The sequence below is a fragment of the Sulfurimonas limnophila genome, from assembly GCF_059705345.1.
On the sequence record NZ_AP046127.1, the window covers coordinates 2,089,863 to 2,108,581 of the forward strand.

General features: G+C 36.4%; 16 protein-coding genes. 7 read left to right on the forward strand and 9 right to left on the reverse strand.

Annotated features, from left to right (window positions below; all coding sequences use genetic code 11):
* Positions 1 to 79: 79 nt before the first annotated feature.
* The 5 genes from AC6H33_RS10660 (at position 80) to AC6H33_RS10680 (ending at position 3,485) form a co-directional block, all read left to right on the forward strand.
* Positions 80 to 1,129 (forward strand): OmpA family protein, encoded by a 1,050-nt coding sequence (locus AC6H33_RS10660; RefSeq protein ID WP_497604871.1) that lies wholly within the window; start codon positions 80 to 82, stop codon positions 1,127 to 1,129.
* 50 nt (positions 1,130 to 1,179) lie between these two features.
* Positions 1,180 to 1,710 (forward strand): molybdenum cofactor guanylyltransferase MobA, encoded by a 531-nt coding sequence (mobA, locus tag AC6H33_RS10665; protein ID WP_497604872.1) that lies wholly within the window; start codon positions 1,180 to 1,182, stop codon positions 1,708 to 1,710.
* 70 nt (positions 1,711 to 1,780) lie between these two features.
* Positions 1,781 to 2,251, forward strand: coding sequence for a cyclic pyranopterin monophosphate synthase MoaC (gene moaC / locus AC6H33_RS10670; RefSeq protein WP_497604873.1), 471 nt, complete (start codon positions 1,781 to 1,783; stop codon positions 2,249 to 2,251).
* Positions 2,232 to 2,501, forward strand: coding sequence for an HP0495 family protein (locus AC6H33_RS10675; RefSeq protein ID WP_497604874.1), 270 nt, complete (start codon positions 2,232 to 2,234; stop codon positions 2,499 to 2,501). The genes moaC and AC6H33_RS10675 overlap by 20 nt, the downstream gene beginning before the upstream one ends.
* 12 nt (positions 2,502 to 2,513) lie before the next feature.
* Positions 2,514 to 3,485 carry a DUF6781 family protein gene (locus AC6H33_RS10680; protein WP_497604875.1) on the forward strand — a complete coding sequence of 324 codons (972 nt, stop codon included), beginning with the start codon at positions 2,514 to 2,516 and terminating at the stop codon, positions 3,483 to 3,485.
* A gap of 17 nt (positions 3,486 to 3,502) precedes the next feature.
* Here the strand turns inward: AC6H33_RS10680 and AC6H33_RS10685 are convergent, their stop codons facing one another.
* From AC6H33_RS10685 to ccoG, 9 genes are all read right to left on the reverse strand, one after another.
* Positions 3,503 to 4,354 carry a nitrate- and nitrite sensing domain-containing protein gene (locus AC6H33_RS10685; protein ID WP_497604876.1) on the reverse strand — a complete coding sequence of 284 codons (852 nt, stop codon included), beginning with the start codon at positions 4,352 to 4,354 and terminating at the stop codon, positions 3,503 to 3,505.
* A 108-nt stretch (positions 4,355 to 4,462) separates the two neighbouring features.
* Positions 4,463 to 5,539 carry a chorismate synthase gene (gene aroC / locus AC6H33_RS10690; RefSeq protein WP_497604877.1) on the reverse strand — a complete coding sequence of 359 codons (1,077 nt, stop codon included), beginning with the start codon at positions 5,537 to 5,539 and terminating at the stop codon, positions 4,463 to 4,465.
* Positions 5,536 to 6,219, reverse strand: coding sequence for a ribonuclease III (rnc, locus tag AC6H33_RS10695; protein WP_497604878.1), 684 nt, complete (start codon positions 6,217 to 6,219; stop codon positions 5,536 to 5,538). The genes aroC and rnc overlap by 4 nt, the downstream gene beginning before the upstream one ends.
* Entirely contained in the window at positions 6,216 to 6,647 is a 432-nt protein-coding gene (rnhA, locus tag AC6H33_RS10700; protein ID WP_497604879.1) for a ribonuclease HI, read from the reverse strand. Before rnhA ends, rnc begins: the two co-directional genes overlap by 4 nt.
* Positions 6,622 to 7,668 (reverse strand): tetratricopeptide repeat protein, encoded by a 1,047-nt coding sequence (locus AC6H33_RS10705; RefSeq protein ID WP_497604880.1) that lies wholly within the window; start codon positions 7,666 to 7,668, stop codon positions 6,622 to 6,624. Before AC6H33_RS10705 ends, rnhA begins: the two co-directional genes overlap by 26 nt.
* The gene (locus AC6H33_RS10710; RefSeq protein ID WP_497604881.1) at positions 7,668 to 8,135 is read right to left on the reverse strand and encodes a hypothetical protein; all 468 of its coding nucleotides are present in this window, start codon (positions 8,133 to 8,135) and stop codon (positions 7,668 to 7,670) included. The genes AC6H33_RS10705 and AC6H33_RS10710 overlap by 1 nt, the downstream gene beginning before the upstream one ends.
* Positions 8,136 to 8,203: 68 nt before the next feature.
* Positions 8,204 to 9,250, reverse strand: a complete 1,047-nt coding sequence (locus AC6H33_RS10715; protein WP_497604882.1) for a YeiH family protein — start codon at positions 9,248 to 9,250, stop codon at positions 8,204 to 8,206.
* 91 nt (positions 9,251 to 9,341) lie between these two features.
* Positions 9,342 to 12,848: a DUF748 domain-containing protein gene (locus AC6H33_RS10720; RefSeq protein WP_497604883.1), complete on the reverse strand. Its 3,507-nt coding sequence runs from the start codon at positions 12,846 to 12,848 to the stop codon at positions 9,342 to 9,344.
* Positions 12,849 to 12,904: 56 nt separating this feature from the next.
* Positions 12,905 to 14,338, reverse strand: a complete 1,434-nt coding sequence (ccoG, locus tag AC6H33_RS10725; RefSeq protein ID WP_497604884.1) for a cytochrome c oxidase accessory protein CcoG — start codon at positions 14,336 to 14,338, stop codon at positions 12,905 to 12,907.
* 197 nt (positions 14,339 to 14,535) lie between these two features.
* On the opposite strand from ccoG, the gene metH reads away from it, so the two are divergent.
* Complete coding sequence (gene metH, locus AC6H33_RS10730) at positions 14,536 to 18,027, forward strand: methionine synthase (RefSeq protein WP_497604885.1); 3,492 nt, start codon at positions 14,536 to 14,538, stop codon at positions 18,025 to 18,027.
* A 103-nt stretch (positions 18,028 to 18,130) separates the two neighbouring features.
* On the forward strand, positions 18,131 to 18,709 hold the full coding sequence (locus tag AC6H33_RS10735; protein ID WP_497604886.1) for a YceI family protein: 579 nt from the start codon (positions 18,131 to 18,133) through the stop codon (positions 18,707 to 18,709).
* The last annotated feature ends 10 nt before the right edge of the window (positions 18,710 to 18,719 follow it).

Below are 18,719 nucleotides of genomic sequence, written 5' to 3' on the forward strand. Positions count from 1 at the left end.
TTTAACGTAGTTTGTTATTTTGTGATTGCTTTAAGAGTACCTCTGCTAGAATTCCGAAAACATCAAGTGAGCAAACAAAATGAAAAAATTACTACTTATTCCAGCACTACTTTTAAGCAGTGCTGTTATCGCGCAAGACTACAACTATGAGATTACACCAGTAATTGGAACAATGATTCCTGAGGGAAATTTGGATTTAGATAACCAGTTCCTAACTGGTGCTGAGTTTCAATACAATGGTTTTGATGCTCTAATCAAGCCTGAACTTAGTTTTCTTTATACAAATGATGCTGACTATAAAAACTCTAACATCACAACAGATATCTACCGTGTTGCGTTAAACGGTGTATATGAGTATAAATCAAACTCTCTATTTACTCCTATAGCAAAAGCTGGTATCGGGTATGAGACTCTTGACAAGCACTTTGCAGACAATAAAGACAGCGTATTTTTAGATGCTGGTGTTGGTGCAAAAGTTGCATTAGCAGAAAATGTAGCTCTAAAACTAGAAGCTGTTTATATGTTAAAAGAGAATGACAGAAGATGGGATAGCAATTTAGCTCTTCTTGCTGGATTAAACTTTGCATTTGGACCAAAAGCTCAACCAGTAGCAGCAATCCCAGAACCAGTTGCTGCACCTGCACCTAAACCTGTAGTAGCACCTGTAGTTGCTCCAAAACCAGCTCCAAAACCAGTAGATGGCGACGATGATAAAGATGGCGTACTTAACTCAAAAGATAAGTGCCCAAAAACACCTGCTGGACATAAAGTTGACCAAGATGGTTGTTCAATTCTTGCTGATTTACATATCAACTTTGAAACAGCTTCTTACAAAGTTGACAATGCTTCATTGCCAAAAGTAAAAGAGTTTGCAGACTTCTTAAAAGATATGCCAAACTACAACGCAAAAATCGTTGGACATACTGATAGCGTAGGAAGTGATAAAAGCAACCAAACATTATCAGAAAACAGAGCAAACGCTGTAAAAACTCTTATCGTAAAAGAGGGTATTGCTGCTACTAGAGTAACAACTGATGGCAAAGGAGAGAAATCTCCAATCGCTTCAAATGATACTAAAGAAGGCAAAGCACAAAACAGAAGAATCGAAGCAGAGTTAGTTAAAAAATAATGCTCTTTGATATCCCTTGCATAATTTTTGCAGGTGGCAAATCCAGTCGAATGGGAGAAGACAAGGCTCTTCTTCCTTTTGGCTCTTATGACACTCTAGCAGAGTTTCAACTTCATCATTTAAAAAAAATCTTTAAAAACGTATATATATCTTGCAAAGAAAAATCAAAATTTACCTTTGAAGCCAACTTTATAGAAGATATTAAAACATCATCTCTATATGCCCCAACTGCTGGATTTGTTGCTGCTTTTGGGCATTTAAAATCAGAGAGGTTTTTTGTTATAAGCGTAGACACCCCTTTTATAAATCACTCCATTATAGAAAATTTAATTAGCGCAGATAAAGATAGTTATGATGCGACAATAGCTAAAGCAAACGGATCTATGCAACCAATGTGTGGTATATATCACCGCTCAACGGCGGACAAATTCTCTCAAATGCTAAAAGATGACAATCATAAACTTGGGCTTTTACTAAAAAATTCAGATACTTTTTTTGTAGAGTTTGAAGATGAGAGACCATTTCTAAACCTAAATCACCCTCACGAATATCAAGAAGCACTCGCTCTTTTAAACCTTTGAGTCAAAGAGTTATTTATCAACTATTTGATATAATATTTACTTAACAAAATTATTAAAAAAACGAGAAGATATGAATTTAACTCACTTGGATGAAAAAGATAGACCTAAGATGGTCGATGTCTCAGATAAAAATCAAACAACTAGAATCGCAACTGCTAGTGGTATAATAGAGATGAGTCAAGATGCTTATGATGCTATTGTGACTCAAAAAACAAAAAAAGGTCCAGTTCTTCAAACTGCTGTAATAGCTGCTATTATGGGAAGTAAAAAGACCAGCGATCTTATACCGATGTGTCATCCCCTAAACTTAAGCGGTATAAATTGTGATGTTGAAGAGTTGCCAGAACTTCCAGGTTTTAAACTTAGCGTAACAGCAAAACTAACTGGTCAAACAGGCGTTGAGATGGAAGCGTTAACTGGAACAAGCATCGGTCTTTTAACTATTTACGATATGGTAAAAGCGATAGACAAAGGCATGATTATCCGCAACGTTCAATTAGAGGAAAAATCTGGAGGAAAAAGTGGAGATTTTAAACGATAGAGATGAGAAACTAACTCTTGAATATCCATGTAACTGGGCATATAAACTAATAGCCAGTGAAGCAGAAGCCCTAAAACAGGCTATTAGAGACGTTATTGATGAGAGAGCGCATAAACTAACTCACTCAAAAAACTCTAAAGGCGGAAAATATGTCAGCATGAATTTAGATATGCTTGTTCACAATGAAGATGATAGAAATTTCATCTATGAAGCCTTAAAGGCGCATCAAAATATAAAAATGGTACTTTAAAAGGAGTCTAAAATGAGTTTGAGTGAATTAAAAAATATAGATTTTAGCAAGTTAAATCTTCATGAAACTAAAGAGGCTATACAAAACGAGATAGAGACAAAAACAAAAAATCTCCATGACGCTCTAGCAGAGCTTCTTTTTCAAAAAGAGTTGCTTGAGAAAAACATTCAAAAAAAGCATAGTGAGCTTCAAGAAGCAAAATATGCTATCTTCAACGACATAGAGTCAATGATAGATAAAGATGATGCACTAACTCTATCAAAAGTTCATCAAGCAAAACTCCAGTCAATTGACCTTTTTGATATTTTAAGCGACACTGTTGAGGGCGCAATTATTACAGCGCTCGAAGAGTCGAAAGATTCTGAAGCTAAAAATATGATTGAAGAGATTATAAGAGAGCTTACTTTTGAAACTATCAAAGAGGGAACGCTAAATACAATTAGAGTAAGAAAAATACTCTCAACTATACTTCACTCAAGCATTGATATAGCAGAAGCATCTCCAAATCAATCTGAGGATATTTTGGATGCAACACTAAAAGGAATGAGAGCTGGGCTTTATGAATCAATTGATAGATTTAAAAAGAGACTTGTCTTTATGCCACTTGAAGCGAAGCATATACTTATAGAAGATTATGACACCATTATGGAAGATTTAAATCAAACAGATACTCTCTTTTTACAAGTTGTTCAAACACAAGCAAATGAGAGCAGTTCGAGTATAAGAAAAATTCTCATCGATCTAAATAAAAAGATGCACTATGATCTTCAAGAGCTAATTCATATCTCAAAAGAGACAGCAGAAGTTATGAAAGACAGATTCTCTGAGTTTGCAAAAAAAGCCGTTAAAAAAGCTGACTCTGCTCTAAAATCAGAGAAGGCAAAAGAGGCAAAAAGAATGGGGATTCAAGCGTGGGGAGTTGCAAAAACAGCTCTTAGCAGCGCTATTAAAACCGCTAAGAACAAAATAGAGCCTAAAGAGTAATCTACTCTCTTTGCTCTTTATAACCAACCTTTTGAATTATCTAAAACTGCTCTGTTGGTATCATCGTATGCCAAAATAATCTCTGCGATTATCTCTGTTCCTTTAGCAAAATACTCATCAGGATTTATAGAAAATTCATTTTTATAAAACTCTTTTCTTACAAATTCAACATATGCTTCAATCATACTATTTATCTTAGTACTCTTAGTATCTATGCTACTTGCATAGTTTTTTTCACTCTTAGAGCGAAGTTTTTCTATATTTTGTATAAGCTCACTCTTTAAAGCCATAATCTCACTGATAATTATCGCAAGAGCCTCTTTTTGCTCTTTAGTTATCTCGCCCTTTGCGGCTATTCCAGAGCCCATACCTCTTAGCTGTCCAACATATTCACTAAGTGGAAGCATCTCCTCCATCATTACAAATGATGCTTCTTGCGCAAAAGGAGTCATATGTTCTCCTCCTCTTTTACCAACAGTTTGTGCCAACATTAATATCTGCTCTATCTCTTGAGTGTATCTCTCAAAAGCAACTTCTGGTTTTAGCTTTAACCCCTTACGATTAAGTTCTACTAATTTATTACTAACATCTGTTGCTCTTTGATTTATAACTGGGTCTGATGCAAGTTTTAAAGACTCCATCTTTCCAATGGCTTTTTTCATATCGTTTTTTGTATCTTGCACTAACATTAGCGCAATTAAATTGCCATTTAGATAACTGTTTGTCAATCCCCTTGTTTTTTGCGTTGCAACAACAAGCTCTTTTAAAGAGTTGATATACTGGCTAATCTCTGCTTGTTCACTATTGCTAAACAACTGCTTTGCTTCTGCACTAAACATTACCACTAGAATAAATAAAAAAATACGCACCTTTGCTCCTTTTATTTTAAAAGGACCATTCTAGCTCTATAAAAATTAATTAAAACTTATACAAGAGATAATCTGAGCTTTTTTTTAAATTTATCTTAAATATATTTATTACTTTTTATAATAAGTTAAAAGCCCTTTCATCTCAGAACCCATATTTAAAAGAAGCATATCTGCGATGACTAAAGCGGCCATTGCTTCGCATACAATCGTGCCACGAATTGCCACACATGGGTCATGACGGCCTTTTAGTGAAAAGTTTACCTCTTCATTTTGAGAAGTAAGAGTTTGTTGCTCTTTAAATATTGATGGGGTTGGTTTAAAATATACATTCATCACAATATCTTCGCCGTTACTGATTCCGCCAAGTATTCCGCCTGAATGATTTGTAACAAAACCATCTGCTCTGATTGCATCATTGTTTATAGAACCTTTGAGTGAAGCGCTTAGTATGCCATCCCCAATCTCAACAGCTTTTACCGCATTTATGCCCATCATAGCATCTGCCAAGATAGCATCCATTTTATAGTACAGCGGTTGCCCAAGTCCAACTGGAACACCTTTTATCAGAACTCTTGAAACTCCCCCGACTGAATCATGCTCATTTTTAGCTCTTAAAATCGCCTCTTTTTGTGCCTCTTCTTTGGTAGAGTCAAGTGCATAGATTATGCTTCTTTTTGCTGATTCATAGTCAAACTCGAGAGACTTTATCCCATCAACTTCACAAATCCCGCTTTGCACTTCAATGCCTAACTCTTTGAGCATCAGTTTTGCAACAGCCCCACCAGCAACTCGTGCAGCGGTCTCTCTAGCAGAACTTCGCCCTCCGCCTCGATAATCTCGCAGACCATATTTGTGAAAATATGTAAAATCAGCGTGTCCTGGGCGAAATATATCTTTTATATTTGAGTAGTCTTTGGATTTTTGGTTTGTGTTGTAAATTATCATAGCGATTGGTGTTCCCGTACTTTTGCCTTCAAAAACACCGCTTAGTATCTCAACTTTGTCATCCTCTTTTCTTGCGGTTTCAAACTCACTTTTTCCAGGTTTTCGTCTGTCTAGCTCACTTTGAATAAACTCTTCATCTATATCTAAACCAGCAGGAACACCATCAAGAAGACAGCCAATTGCTACTCCATGAGACTCTCCAAAAGTACTTATCTTAAATTTTAATCCAAAACTATTCACTTTGCCTCTCCCTTTAGTATCTTAACAGCCATCTCAGCTGCTTCTTGTTGCGCTATTTTTTTGCTCTTGCCAATAGCTCTTGCGTACTCTTTGCCCTCAATAATTACCGCAACTTCAAACTCTTTTTTATGGTCAGGTCCACGACTGGCAATTACCTCGTACTGTGGAGTTTCTCCAAATCTAGCTTGTGTTAACTCCTGAAGAGTTGTTTTATAATCTCTAAAGAGAGAGTCTAATGAAATCTCTTTGTAATTTTTCTCGATTATTCCTATGGCTATTGGTTTTACAGTATCGAGCCCTGCTTCAAGATAAATTGCACCAATGATAGCTTCAAAAGCGTTTGATAAAAGTGATGCTTTCTCTCTTCCGCCGTTATTTTCTTCTGCATTTGATAGGTAGATATACTCGCCCAAGTTGATAGATCTAGCAAGTCTCTCAAAGCCATCCTCGTTTACAAGAGCGGCTCTTATCTTTGAGAGAGCACCCTCATCAGAAGATGCAAACTTGAAAAAAAGATACTCTCCTACAATAAGGTCAAGAACTGCATCACCTAAAAATTCAAGTCGCTCATTATCGTAGGGCTGTTTATGACTTTTATGTGTCAGCGCTTCGATAATGAGCTTCTGGTTTTTAAACTTATATCCCAAAATTTCTTCTAAAAACTCTATTTTTTTACTCATTTTATTGCCTCTTTAATTTTTTGAGCTTCATTTTTTGCCAAAATATCACATCTCTCATTTTCAACATGTCCATCATGTCCTCTAACCCATATAGCATTTATCTTATGTCCCTTAGATACGGCTATATAATCTCTCCACAAATCTGGGTTTTTTATATTTTTAAAATCTTTTTTTATCCAGTTGCCAAGCCACTCATTTATCCCTTTGACGACGTAAGAGGAGTCTGAAATCACATCCACAGCACATGGTTCCTTTAGCGCTCTAAGACCCTCAATAACCCCTAAAAGCTCCATTCTGTTATTGGTTGTATGAATATCTCCTCCAGAGATTTCTCTCTCTTTGTCTCCAAAGCGCAAAATCACACCATATCCCCCTGGCCCTGGGTTTCCTAGTGCGCTTCCATCACTGAAAAGAGTTATTTTCTTCACTAAAATCCTTATGATAATCTTTAACCAAAGAGCGCTCTGCTCTTGAGGTGCCAATTGAGTGGCAGTTGCTACAACGATGGAAGGCAAAAGGAAAAACAACTTTACAGTTATTGCAGATGTACTCAAAGCCAAGGGTTGCATTTACGCTTGAATCAAGATTTATCAAAATATCAAGTTCAAAGTGAGAGCTTGAAGTTGCCTCTTTTATATACCCTTTGGCACTATAAAGCTCTTTGAGAAAACCATTTTGCATAATAACATTAAAATCCAAATCTTTTTTCTCTATATTCCACAATATATCTATGAGCAACTCACTCTTTGAAGCATCAAAATTCTCCCAAGCAACTTTAGGGTTTACTCTAAAGAGGTACTCAAATATTAGATATGCAAGAAGATTTGAACTTTTATAAATCTTCAACAGTGACTCTATTTTTTCATCCGCACCAAGCTCTACACTATTTAAAATAAGTAAAATGTTGAGATACGTGCTCTCTATCAAAGTGTCTTTTTTTAACTCTTCAAGAGGCTCTAAAATAGCGATTGCCTCTTTGTAGTTTTTCATCTGCTCATAAACTAAAAGGAGATAGTTTAGGGCCTGAGGAGTTCGTGGATTTGTCTTTAGTATCTCTAAAAATATAACTCTTGCGCGCTCTAAAAATCCAGCTTTAAAGTATGTTTTTCCAAGAAGAAAAAGGGTCTCTCTGTAGTTTGCTTTATCGCCTACTTTTAGAAGCTCCGCATATATCTCTATACTCTTTTCATAGTTTCCGTTTTTTGTATAAGCATTGGCTAGTAAAAACCAAGATTTTTCAGAAAGCTCACCTTTTGTGATAAGAACTTTTAACTCATTTTGAGAAGGGAGTTCATGAAACTGTTTTAAAAAACTATCTAAGTGTTTATAATCCTCTTTTTTCTTAAACTTACTAAACCAGTAAGAGAAAAAAGTTATGATAAAAACAAGAACAAAAAAGATGATTATCCCAAATAAAGGGTCTTTTGACTCTATAAAAAAAGCATCCATCAGTCGTAAACCACTATACCGTAATCATTTTTTAGATTATAAAATGTGCAATCAGGACCTATGTCTAAATCTTTTATCTTTGCAAGTTGTATGATAGAGTTTTTACTGACTTTTATACCAAACTCCATAAAGAATTTTTTTATATTTACAAACTTTACATCTTCTACAAATTTGTACTCAAACTCTTTGTGTAGGCTCATTTTGTCGTAAGAGAACAGATGTTCACTAACATGCAACTGATCAGAAGCGTACTTGATTGGAAGGTGTCCTGAGAGGTCTGTCAAGATATGCTCAACATGCTCATATTTTTGTGGAAGAGTCTTTTTTTGGATGAAAAGATATTTGTTGTTTAGTTTTAGATTTGGTGTATTTTTCCAATATCTGTAAGTTGGGTTTGAGAGCCCCAACTTTGAAGAGACCTCTCTCCAAAGCCAGTAAGAGTTAAGTTTGCTTGGCAGATGTGACACTCTTAGGCTCCTTTGCAGATATTTAATTTTACTTTATTATATACTTTTTTGCCTAAAAGAACTAATAGTTAAAATACCGCAACAACCCATTTTGTTATAAAGTATCCGCCAACCATTAACCAAGCGAACATCAATCCAGCTGTATAGATAGGAGCCAATCCAAGCCCTTTGAATTTTGCAAAAATAGTTCCCATTCCAAGTGCGGTCATCGCCATTGTAAGTAAAAAGGTATCTATTTCGTTGATAATATCTACTATATTTTGAGGCACGATTCCAAGAGAGTTAAACCCAGCCATACCTATAAAGTAAACCGCAAACCATGGAATCACAAGCTTAACAGCACTAGCCTCGCCTCCACTTCTTTTTGCACTAAAGGAGAGGTAAATCCCTAAGATGATGAGCATAGGAGCTATCATAATAACTCTTGTCATCTTAACGATAACTGCTGAGTTTGCCATCTCTGCACTTGCATTTAATATTGAAGCAGGAACTGCAACAACTTGAGCTACCTCATGGATAGTTCCTCCAACATAGATACCAAACTCTTTAGCATCCATATCGAAAAAGCCTACATTGTAGAGTGCTGGATATAAAAACATAGCTATTGTTCCAAAAAGAACAACCATAGAAACCGCAACTGCTGTTTTATGCTCTTCTGCTTTTAGTACAGGCTCTGTTGCTAAAACCGCTGCAGCCCCACATACAGAAGCTCCCGCAGCACTTAACATTGAAGTGTCTCTATCCATTTTAAAGAGCCTTTGTCCTGCCCATGTTCCGAGGACAAAAGTTGTTGAGAGCATAATTAAAGAGACCATGAAGCCCTCAACTCCGACCTCAGCAATTTGCTGAAAAGTGATACGAAAACCATAAAATACGATAGCAAATCTAAGTATCTTTTTACCACTAAATGTGATACCGCTACTCCACGCTTTTGGAGTGTTGTTATGTAGAGTATTTGCATAAAAGATACCGATAACTATACCGATAACAAGAGGTGAAATTCCAAGAGATTTTATAAACGCTATGTCTGAAATCATAGTAGCAGCAGCGGCAAAAATTGCTACAAAGATTACACCGTTTATCGTACCCTTTCTATTTGCTGGAGAAAATGCCATTTTGGCTCCTTATCTTAAAAAAAAGATGAAATTGTAACAAAAAAATTTATAAATAACATCTCTCTTTTTACTATAAAATTTATTTTAACCTCTATCTTATCTCTATCTTTAGAGATGATTTTATCCACTTCTCTTTTGAATCATCTCTTGCTTTTGTCTCTTGCAAAACCACTCTTGATGGCTCTATATTTTTTATTTGGACAAGATAGTTGGAGAGCATTTTTGCTCTCTCTTCTCCTAGCTCTTTTAACTCTTGAGCACTAACGCTTTGCATCTGTGTACATTTTTGAAAAAGAGCCTTTTGGTACTCTGTTGCAAATAACTCTTGTGGATATTTTTTCTCTATCTCGCTCTTTAAAAGCCCTACATTCTGGCTTCCTACGGCTTTTGAACATATAAACTCAACTCCTCTTATACTAACACCTCTATCGCTACTGCTCTGACTTAGTATCAACTCTGTTAATTTTTTTGCCTGAAGAGCCTCTGTATCTATTTTTATATCAAACCCACCTGCAATACCCAAAGAGAGTTTAGGTTTTTCTTGAAGCATCTTTGCAATGGTGTCTAGTTTCTCTCTCTCTGAAGCAAGTAGCGTACTTTGTGAAGCTTCAAACTCTACAAACTCCATCTCATCGCCACTTATCCCCATCGCAGAGGCTAAAAATTTAAAAGGAGAAGCTACTGCTTTTACTATCAAGTTTACGAAAGTTTTTAAAATCATAGCGCCATATTTAAAATCTGGCTTAGATACATCTCCCTCTACTGGCATATTGATATCTATCACGCCCTCTGAATCTTCAAGAAGTGCCACTGCAAATTTAAGCGGGAGTTTTGTAATATTTTCATCCTCTATCTCATCTCCTAACTTGATTTTTTTGATAATTAAACTATTTTTGCCAAGCAGTTGTGAGTCATATATCTTATACTCCAAATCAAGGAAAAGTTTCCCTTCCTCTATCTTATATCCTGCAAATTGTGCGCTATAACCGCTAAAATTGTTGAGGCTTAAGTTTCTAAAATTAAAGTTTAAATCCATATACGATTTGAAATTTGAAGGCTCAACGCTCCCCTTTAATCTTGTAGAACCATACTCATCAACGCCTCCATCAATATCAACATAACTAATCTCACCACCACTGCTTGATATTGCATATACGTTTCCGTTTAAACTGTGAATAGAAGTTTTAAAATCAAGTGGGAGTGAATAATCAGCAAAATTGGCACTCCCGTTTGCCACTTTTAGATTGAGAAGTTTATAGCTAAGTGGAGCTCTATTTGATGGCTCTTGTGGCTTTTTATCCTCTGCTTTTTCACGAAGGAGTTTTGCAAGATTCATAGTTTTATTTTTATCTATTTGTGCATCTATATAAAAAGAGTCAAGTAGTACCTCATCCATCTTTAACTCATTTGTGAGCGTATCAAACTTAAACGAATTGAGATCTGCTTTTATAAAAGAGGCTATCGTGCTATCATCTCTTGTATCGTGTAAAAAGAAATTATTAATCCCCAAGCTTCCATCTAAAGTTGCTCTAAAACTATCTGATTTTTCTCTGTAACTGCTCTTTGCCTTAAGGTTAAGATTGCCATCGCTTATCTTTAAAAATGTGCTCTCTCTAAGGTAGGGGGTCAGCTCTTTTAAAGATATGCCCTTTATCTCAAACTCCCCATTTTGCTCAAGAGGAGTATGTTTGATAGAACCCTTTGAACTTATAAAGCCTTTAGAGTTTACTCTCAAATCAACCCTATAATCAAACCAGCTCTTCTCTTTTGAATCTATATTTTTTGCACTTACATTTATCTTATCAATAGTAGTTTTTAAGCTATCTTCTATGCTTTTGTCGTCATATGAGAGTTTCGCCCCATTTATATCAAATGAACCTAGCCGAATTCTATATGGTGCTTCTGGAATTTTTGTACTCTGTGCACTTTTTTTAGCCTCTTTTGTCTCTACCAATCCATCAATGTTTAAAACACCATTTTTAGCTTTTTTCAGATCGAGACTTAGTCCATCTAAAGAGATATTTTCTACCTCAATCTCTTTTGTTTTTGTATCTACTTTTGCTCTATTTATAGAGAAATTTTTAAACTCTAAGAGTTGCTCATTATTGTCTCTTCTAATTAATCCTAAACTCTTTATATCAAAATTTGCGCTCTCTATCTCTGCTTCTTTATCTCTAAATGAGAGATTTGCATCAAAACCTGCAATGGCGCTACGCAGGGCAATGTTATACTTTTTGAGCTCTTCTTTGGCGATAGAATCTATATATGGACTGTAGTGTTTAATGTCAAAGTTAGTACATTTTGTATAACTCTTTAATGATAACTCTTTATGTATCAAAGAGCCTTCTAGCGTACATTTTGCGCTCTCATTTAGAGTTAAACTTGCATTATAATTCAACGCTTCTCTACCGAGCAACGTAATGTTTTTTATCTCTGCATCAAGAGAGTTTAGTTTTGAGACAACTGAGGGTTTTATGGTGCTGTCTTTAAAAGAGGCGCTTATTTTTTTAAGCCCCAAATTCTCTACAACAACACTCCACTTAGTTACGTTAGACTCTTCTTCTAACTCCTCTTTTACCTCTTGGTTTGAACTCTCGCTACTCTTAAAATAGCCACTCCAATCAATCTCTCCTTTTGAACTGCGCTCCACTTTAGCATTTAACAACTCTAGAGAAATATTTTTTATAGTGGCCATTTGCGTCATCGGCTCTATATTTGCATCTTTGATATTTAGGCTCTTTAGAGTTAAAATATCACTATTTTTATCTTTTGGCTTAACTCTTAAATCACGAACTCCAAGATAGACATTGTCTATATTTGTTGCATTTATATCATCCATATTAAAGCTATATGTTGCCCCCAAAGAGACTGTTCCATCAGCTATCTCAACTTTTGTACTATCTTGAATATATTTCCATAGTGAGTACAACTTAGCATCTTTAATGTCAGCGCTTCCCTCTATGATAAAGGGCTTAAAGCCTACTATATTTGCTCTTAAGTCAACTTCTCCGCCATCTTGCAGATTTGAGTTAAATCTAAACTTTGCACTGCTAGAAGTAAAATCATTTGTATCAATATCTGTTAGCTTAAAGTTTATAGCATCCACTATAAACTCAAATTTTTTGCTCTTTGTAAAATCTTCGTATTTTATGGAGCCTTTTGAGATAGTAAAGTTATCGACTATAACTCTTGGAAGTTCTGTATTTGTCTTAGTTGTGCTGTTTTCATCATCATCACTCTCTTTTGCAATATTTTCAAAATTAAATCTTTTATCTTTATCGTAAAGAAGAGATATTTGAGGATTTTTAAGCTCTATCTCTTTTATATGAATTGCACCGCTTAGAAGTGATAGTAGCTTAATATCAATATATAAAGAGTCAAAAGAGGCAAGATGATTATTCTCATCATCCTTTAGCTCTACGCCCAATAGTTTGAGCTTAAACAGGTATGGATTAAGTGAGATGTTTTTGATACTTATTTGAGAATTTGTTGCACTTGCGACGCTCTTTGGTATCTGCGACTCTAAGATAAGAGGGAGTACCAAAAAGCCCACTACGGTGTAAAGAGCTACAAGTGAGAGTAAAATTTTTCTAAACATTGAGAAACCTTTTAGCTAAGCTGTTAAAGTTTATCAAATTCTATTTTAAACAGAGGTTATTTAGCCTCTCTTAAAACATCTTCTCGTGGATAGGTAAAGGTTGACTCTCTAAGAACCTCTATCTCTTTCTCATGTCCAACTGCATAAGCACGTATAGTTATTGGGATGATTGTATCGTGTCTATCATCATCTGCCAATTTATCGTATGTTCTAAGTACAACAATTTTTTTCTTTTTCACATCAGGTGTAACATCAAAAGACTCTTTTGGTTTTTCAATCTCTAAAGTTCCCTTTACCCCTTGAGGCAAGATTACTTCAAAATAGAAGTTTAGAGTTTTGCTCTGAGTATTTTGCAGTAAAAATTCATACGCATTCTCAACTGCAACTCGTCCATCACTCTCTTTATGAACAGAGTAGAGGCGGTTTTCTTTGTTGATGTTTAAAAGCATATGCTCTTTTTTACTCCCCATGATAACCATTGCAACAGCGATTCCGATAAGAAGCACGATATAAGCGATAATTTTTGGACGGAAATACTTTGTCTTGCCCTTTTTGTCTATTATCTCATATTCACTCGACCAAGTAACAAGAGATGGTTTGCCAAGTTTGCCCATAACAACAGTACACGCATCAACACACTCCAAACAGTTTATACACTCAAGTTGCAAACCTTTACGTATATCTATATGTGTCGGGCAGACAGTTACACAACTCTCACATGCCGTACACTCTGCATGAGGTTCAACATCTTGAAGGTCTTTTTGTTTTGTAAATGCTTTCTCTTTGTCGCTGTTGTATATATGTCCGCCTCTATTTGTATTGTAGAGAGCCATAACAGTGTTTTCATCATATAAAACAGATTGGATTCTTGAGTATGGACATACATAGATACAGTAGTCCTCTTGTAAAAACACAATATCATATATAAGAAAAAGCGCTGATGAGACTAAAGTACCAAGCAAAATCATATGGTCAAATGGGTTCGCCATATACGCAAAGAAGTCTTCAGGCGGTACAAAAAACCATAAAAGATTTGCACTAGCAACAAACGATAAAACAACCCAAAGCAAAATAGCAACTGCTCTTTTTACCTTGTTCCCAGCGATGCTCATATCTGGCTCTTGCTGTTTGTTTTTGATACGTTTTCTAAGTTTTAAGAGTTTTGTCTCAATCACATCGCGGTAGATAACACGAAAAATAGTTTGTGGACATATCCATCCGCAAAACACTCTTCCGCCCATAACCGTCATACCAAAAATACCCAAAAAGAGCATCATTAATAAAAATGGCAAAAGATACAACTCCTGCATATCAAACTGAACAAACCCCAAATGAAGTTTCAGTTTATCAAAACTAAGTAGAAAAAAGTGACTCCCATTTACCTCAATCCAAGGTAAAACTAAAGCTATAACTGTTAGGAAAATAAAGAAATAATATCTATATATTCTCCAAGCCGTAGGTATTTTAAAACCTTTTGTCTCTTCACTCATACACACTCCTAATTTGTTATTTTTACTCTAAAAAATACTTTATGACAAAATCGTGCCAAAATTATAGCAAAAATTACACAAATATTTATTATCTAACATAATAATAATTATAAATTAATCTATATTTTTTATAAAAGTCTCTTTTATGCTCTGTTTTGCTAGAATAAAGAACTATTATTTTACCAAAAAGATTTTGCATGACAACTAAAGAGTATATCTTAAAAACTATCAAAAACAGACCGCTCATTATAGATGGAGCTATGGGAACACAGCTTCAACAGCGAGATGACAAAATCTCAAAAGAGGCTTGGGAGGGCAACGAGGGGTGTAATGAACTCTTAAATGTTACCGCTCCTGAGGTGCTTAGCGAGATTTTTCACGCTTATCTTACATCTGGTGCAGACTTTGTTACAACTAACACCTTTGGCTCATTCTCTTGGGTTTTAGATGAGTACCAAATCGGGCATCGTGCTTATGAGCTAACATGTGCAGGAGCAAAACTTGCAAAAGATGAGTGTAAAAAGTTCTCAACACCAACTCATCCGCGCTTCTGCCTTGGCTCAATCGGCCCTGGGACAAAGCTTCCATCTCTTGGGCATATAACTTATGATGAGATGTACAAGGGCTATACTGAGTTTTGTTTAGCACTTATTGATGGCGGCGTTGATGTTTTTTTACTAGAGACCGCTCAAGACCCACTCCAGATAAAAGCAGCTCTTCATGCGTGCAATGAAGCTTCAAAGCAAAGAGGCGTAGAGATTCCTATCATGGTCTCCGTTACTATCGAACTTAGCGGAACTATGCTTATCGGAACAGATGCGCAAACGATAGCAACCATCCTTGAGCCATTTGATATCTTGAGTCTAGGATTTAACTGCGGAACAGGCCCTGAACAAGTCCTAAAACATGTTAAAACACTAAGTGAGATTTGGCATAAACCAATCAGTGTTCACGCAAACGCTGGACTTCCTCAAAATCGTGGAGGATACACATACTATCCAATGGGACCAGATGAGTTTGCCGCAAAACAGCAGAGCTTTTTAGAGTTTGATGGTGTTAGCTTTTTAGGCGGATGCTGTGGAACAACACCTCAACACATAAGAGCGTTGGTAAATCTTGTTAGTGATATAGCTCCAAAAGCACCAAGCGGAAAACATGAAAACTCTCTGGCATCTCTCTTTTCCACAGTTCCGCTTATGCAAGAGTCTTCAGCTCTGCTTATCGGAGAGCGCTCAAATGCAACAGGTTCAAAAGCGTTTCGTGAGCTTCTCTTAGCAGAGGATTATGAGGGAACTCTAAGCGTGGCACAACAACAAGTAAGAGCAGGAGCGCATGTGCTTGATGTAAGCGTTGGCTTTGCTGGGCGTGATGAGACAAAAGATATGAACAGAGTAATGAGTCTTTACGCTCAAAAGATAGCGCTTCCTCTTATGCCAGACTCAACGCAGACAGTAGCCCTTGAAGAGGCACTAAAGCTAATTGGTGGCAAACCGATTATAAACTCCGTAAATCTTGAAGATGGGATAGAGAAGTTTGATGTAATCTGCTCACTTGCTAAAAAATTTGGTGCTGCTCTTGTTTGTCTAACTATTGATGAGATAGGAATGGCAAAGAGCGTTGAGAGAAAGCTTGAAGTTGCGGAGCGCATCTATGATTTGGCAGTAAACAAGCATGGCATAAGAGCTGAAAATCTAGTCTTTGACCTTCTCACATTTACTCTTGGAAGTGGCGATGAAGAGTATCTTGATGCTGGTATAAACACGATTGAAGCCATAAGAGAGTTAAGACGCAGACACCCAGAAGTAGGCGCTACTCTCGGGCTCTCAAACATCTCTTTTGGGCTTGATAAAGATGCAAGACCATATCTAAACTCCATGTTTTTACACCACTGTATGGAGGCTGGGTTAACAAGTGTTATTATAAACGTAGCGCATATTATTCCTATAAACAAAATCAGCAAAGAAGATCAAGAGATTTGTGACAACCTTATCTTTAACCGCAAACCAAATGCAGCCGCACTCTTTGAATTTATAGAACACTTCAGCACAAAAGAGGCGGTTGACAACAACGCGGTAGATGAAGCATATTTAGCCATGAGTGATGAAGAAAAAATCGCAAAACTGTTAATGGACGGCGACAAAGATAGAATGATTCCACTTGTTGAAGAGGCACGTCATAAGATAGCTCCTGAGAAAATCGTCAATGAGATACTAATTGATGCCATGAAAGTTGTAGGCGAACTCTTTGGCTCTGGGCAGATGCAACTCCCTTTTGTTCTGCAAAGTGCAGAGACTATGAAAAAAACAGTTGACTATTTAAACCCATACTTGCCAAAAATTGATAAAAGCGTAGATACCACTTTAGCCCTTGGAACAGTAAAAGGCGATGTGCATGACGTTGGCAAAAATCTTGTAGACATTATCCTCTCAAACAACGGCTTTAAAGTTAAAAACCTTGGTATAAAAGTAGATATTGGCGAATTTATACAGAGCATAAAAGAGTCAAATGCCACAGCTCTTGGAATGAGCGGACTGCTTGTTAAATCGACTCAAGTTATGAAAGAAAACCTCCAAACGCTACAAAACGAGGGGATTAAAATACCTGTCTTGCTTGGTGGAGCTGCACTAACTCGCTCCTTTATAGATGATTTTTGCCGTCCTATTTATGATGGGCCTATCTTTTACTGCAAAGATGCATTTGACGGCGTAACCGCTATGAGCCGTATCGAAGCTGGAAACTTTGATACAAATCTTCATCCAAAAGATGAGCAAGAAAAAATTATAAAGATAAAAGAAGAAGTTATCATCCCTCCATTTAATGAGCTTAAGATGCCTTCTCGAGATCTTAAAGTGCCTACTCCTCCTTTTTGGGGCAGACGTGAGCTTAAACTTACACCTCAACAGATAGAGATGGCATTTGAGTGGATAAACCATAAACTGCTTTTTAAATCACGTTGGGGATACAGCTCAAAAGGACTAAGTGATGAAGCTTATGAAAAACAGCTAAATGATGTAGTTTGGCCAGCCTATGAGAAGTTAAAAAAGCGTTTTATTGAGGAAAAACTCTTTGAACCTACCATTATATATGGATATTGGCCTTGCAGAAGCGATGACAACACTCTGCTTATTTTTGATGAGAGCAGAGGTTACAACTCACAAGATGAGATAAATCGCCAAACTCTTGATAGCGTTAGAAATGAAGCGATAGAGAGGTTTACTTTTCCACGTCAATCACGACAACCTCACAGAGCTTTGAGTGATTTCTTCCATAGCGACAGAGATGATGTGGTCGCCTTTACATGTGTAAGTGCTGGAGCAAAACTAAGCGATGCAGAGCGTGAGATTTACGACAGAGGCGAATACACAGAGTACTATCAATTTCATGGTCTTGGAGTTGAACTAGCCGAAGCCTTGGCAGAGATAGTACATAAACAGATAAGACTGGACTTAAATATCTCTGATGGAGAGGGGAGCAAACTTAGCGATGTTCAGATGAACAGATATCAAGGCTCAAGATACTCGTTTGGTTACGCAGCTTGTCCAGATTTAGAGCTTAACCGTCCACTCTTTAACCTCTTAAAACCTGAAGAGTTTGGGATTGAGTTAAGTGAGACATTTCAAATCCACCCAGAGCAATCAACCTCCGCACTTGTGGTTTATCATCCAAATGCAACTTACTACAACGTATAGCTTTTTGTAATACTCCTTAAACTTTGTCACTAGTTGACAAAGTTAACGCTTTTTTATCACTACTTAATACTATAATGTACCAAATAATCTAAAGGATAAAAAGATGAAAAAATTGCAATTTCTTGCTGTTGTGCTAGTTGTAGGTGTAAGTTCACTATTTGGTGGAGTATATAAAGTTGACCCTTCTCATACAAATGTTACTTTTGCAGTAAAGCATATGATGATAAGTACAGTAAATGGAGAGTTTGAAAAATTTGACGGAAATTTTGAACTGGATGATAAAAACAAACTTATCGCTCTAAGCGGAGAGATGGAAGTTGAATCTATAAATACAAATATCGCAAAAAGAGATGCTCACCTAAAATCTGATGAGATTTTTGATGCAAAACAGTTTCCAAAAGTCACATTTGTTCTTGATAAAGTAAAAGGCGACAAAGCTTATGGAAAACTAACTATCAAAGGCATCACAAAAGATGTAGTTCTTGATTATGAGTTTGGCGGTACAGTAACAGATCCATGGGGAAAACAAAGAGCTGGACTTAGCTTAAGTGGTAAAATCGATAGAAGAGATTATAACATCACATGGAATCAAGCTCTTGAAGCTGGTGGCGTTGTTGTAAGTGAAATTATCAAACTAAATGTAGAAGTGCAAGGTATCTTAAAAGGTGATGATGAGTTTTAACTCTCGTCCT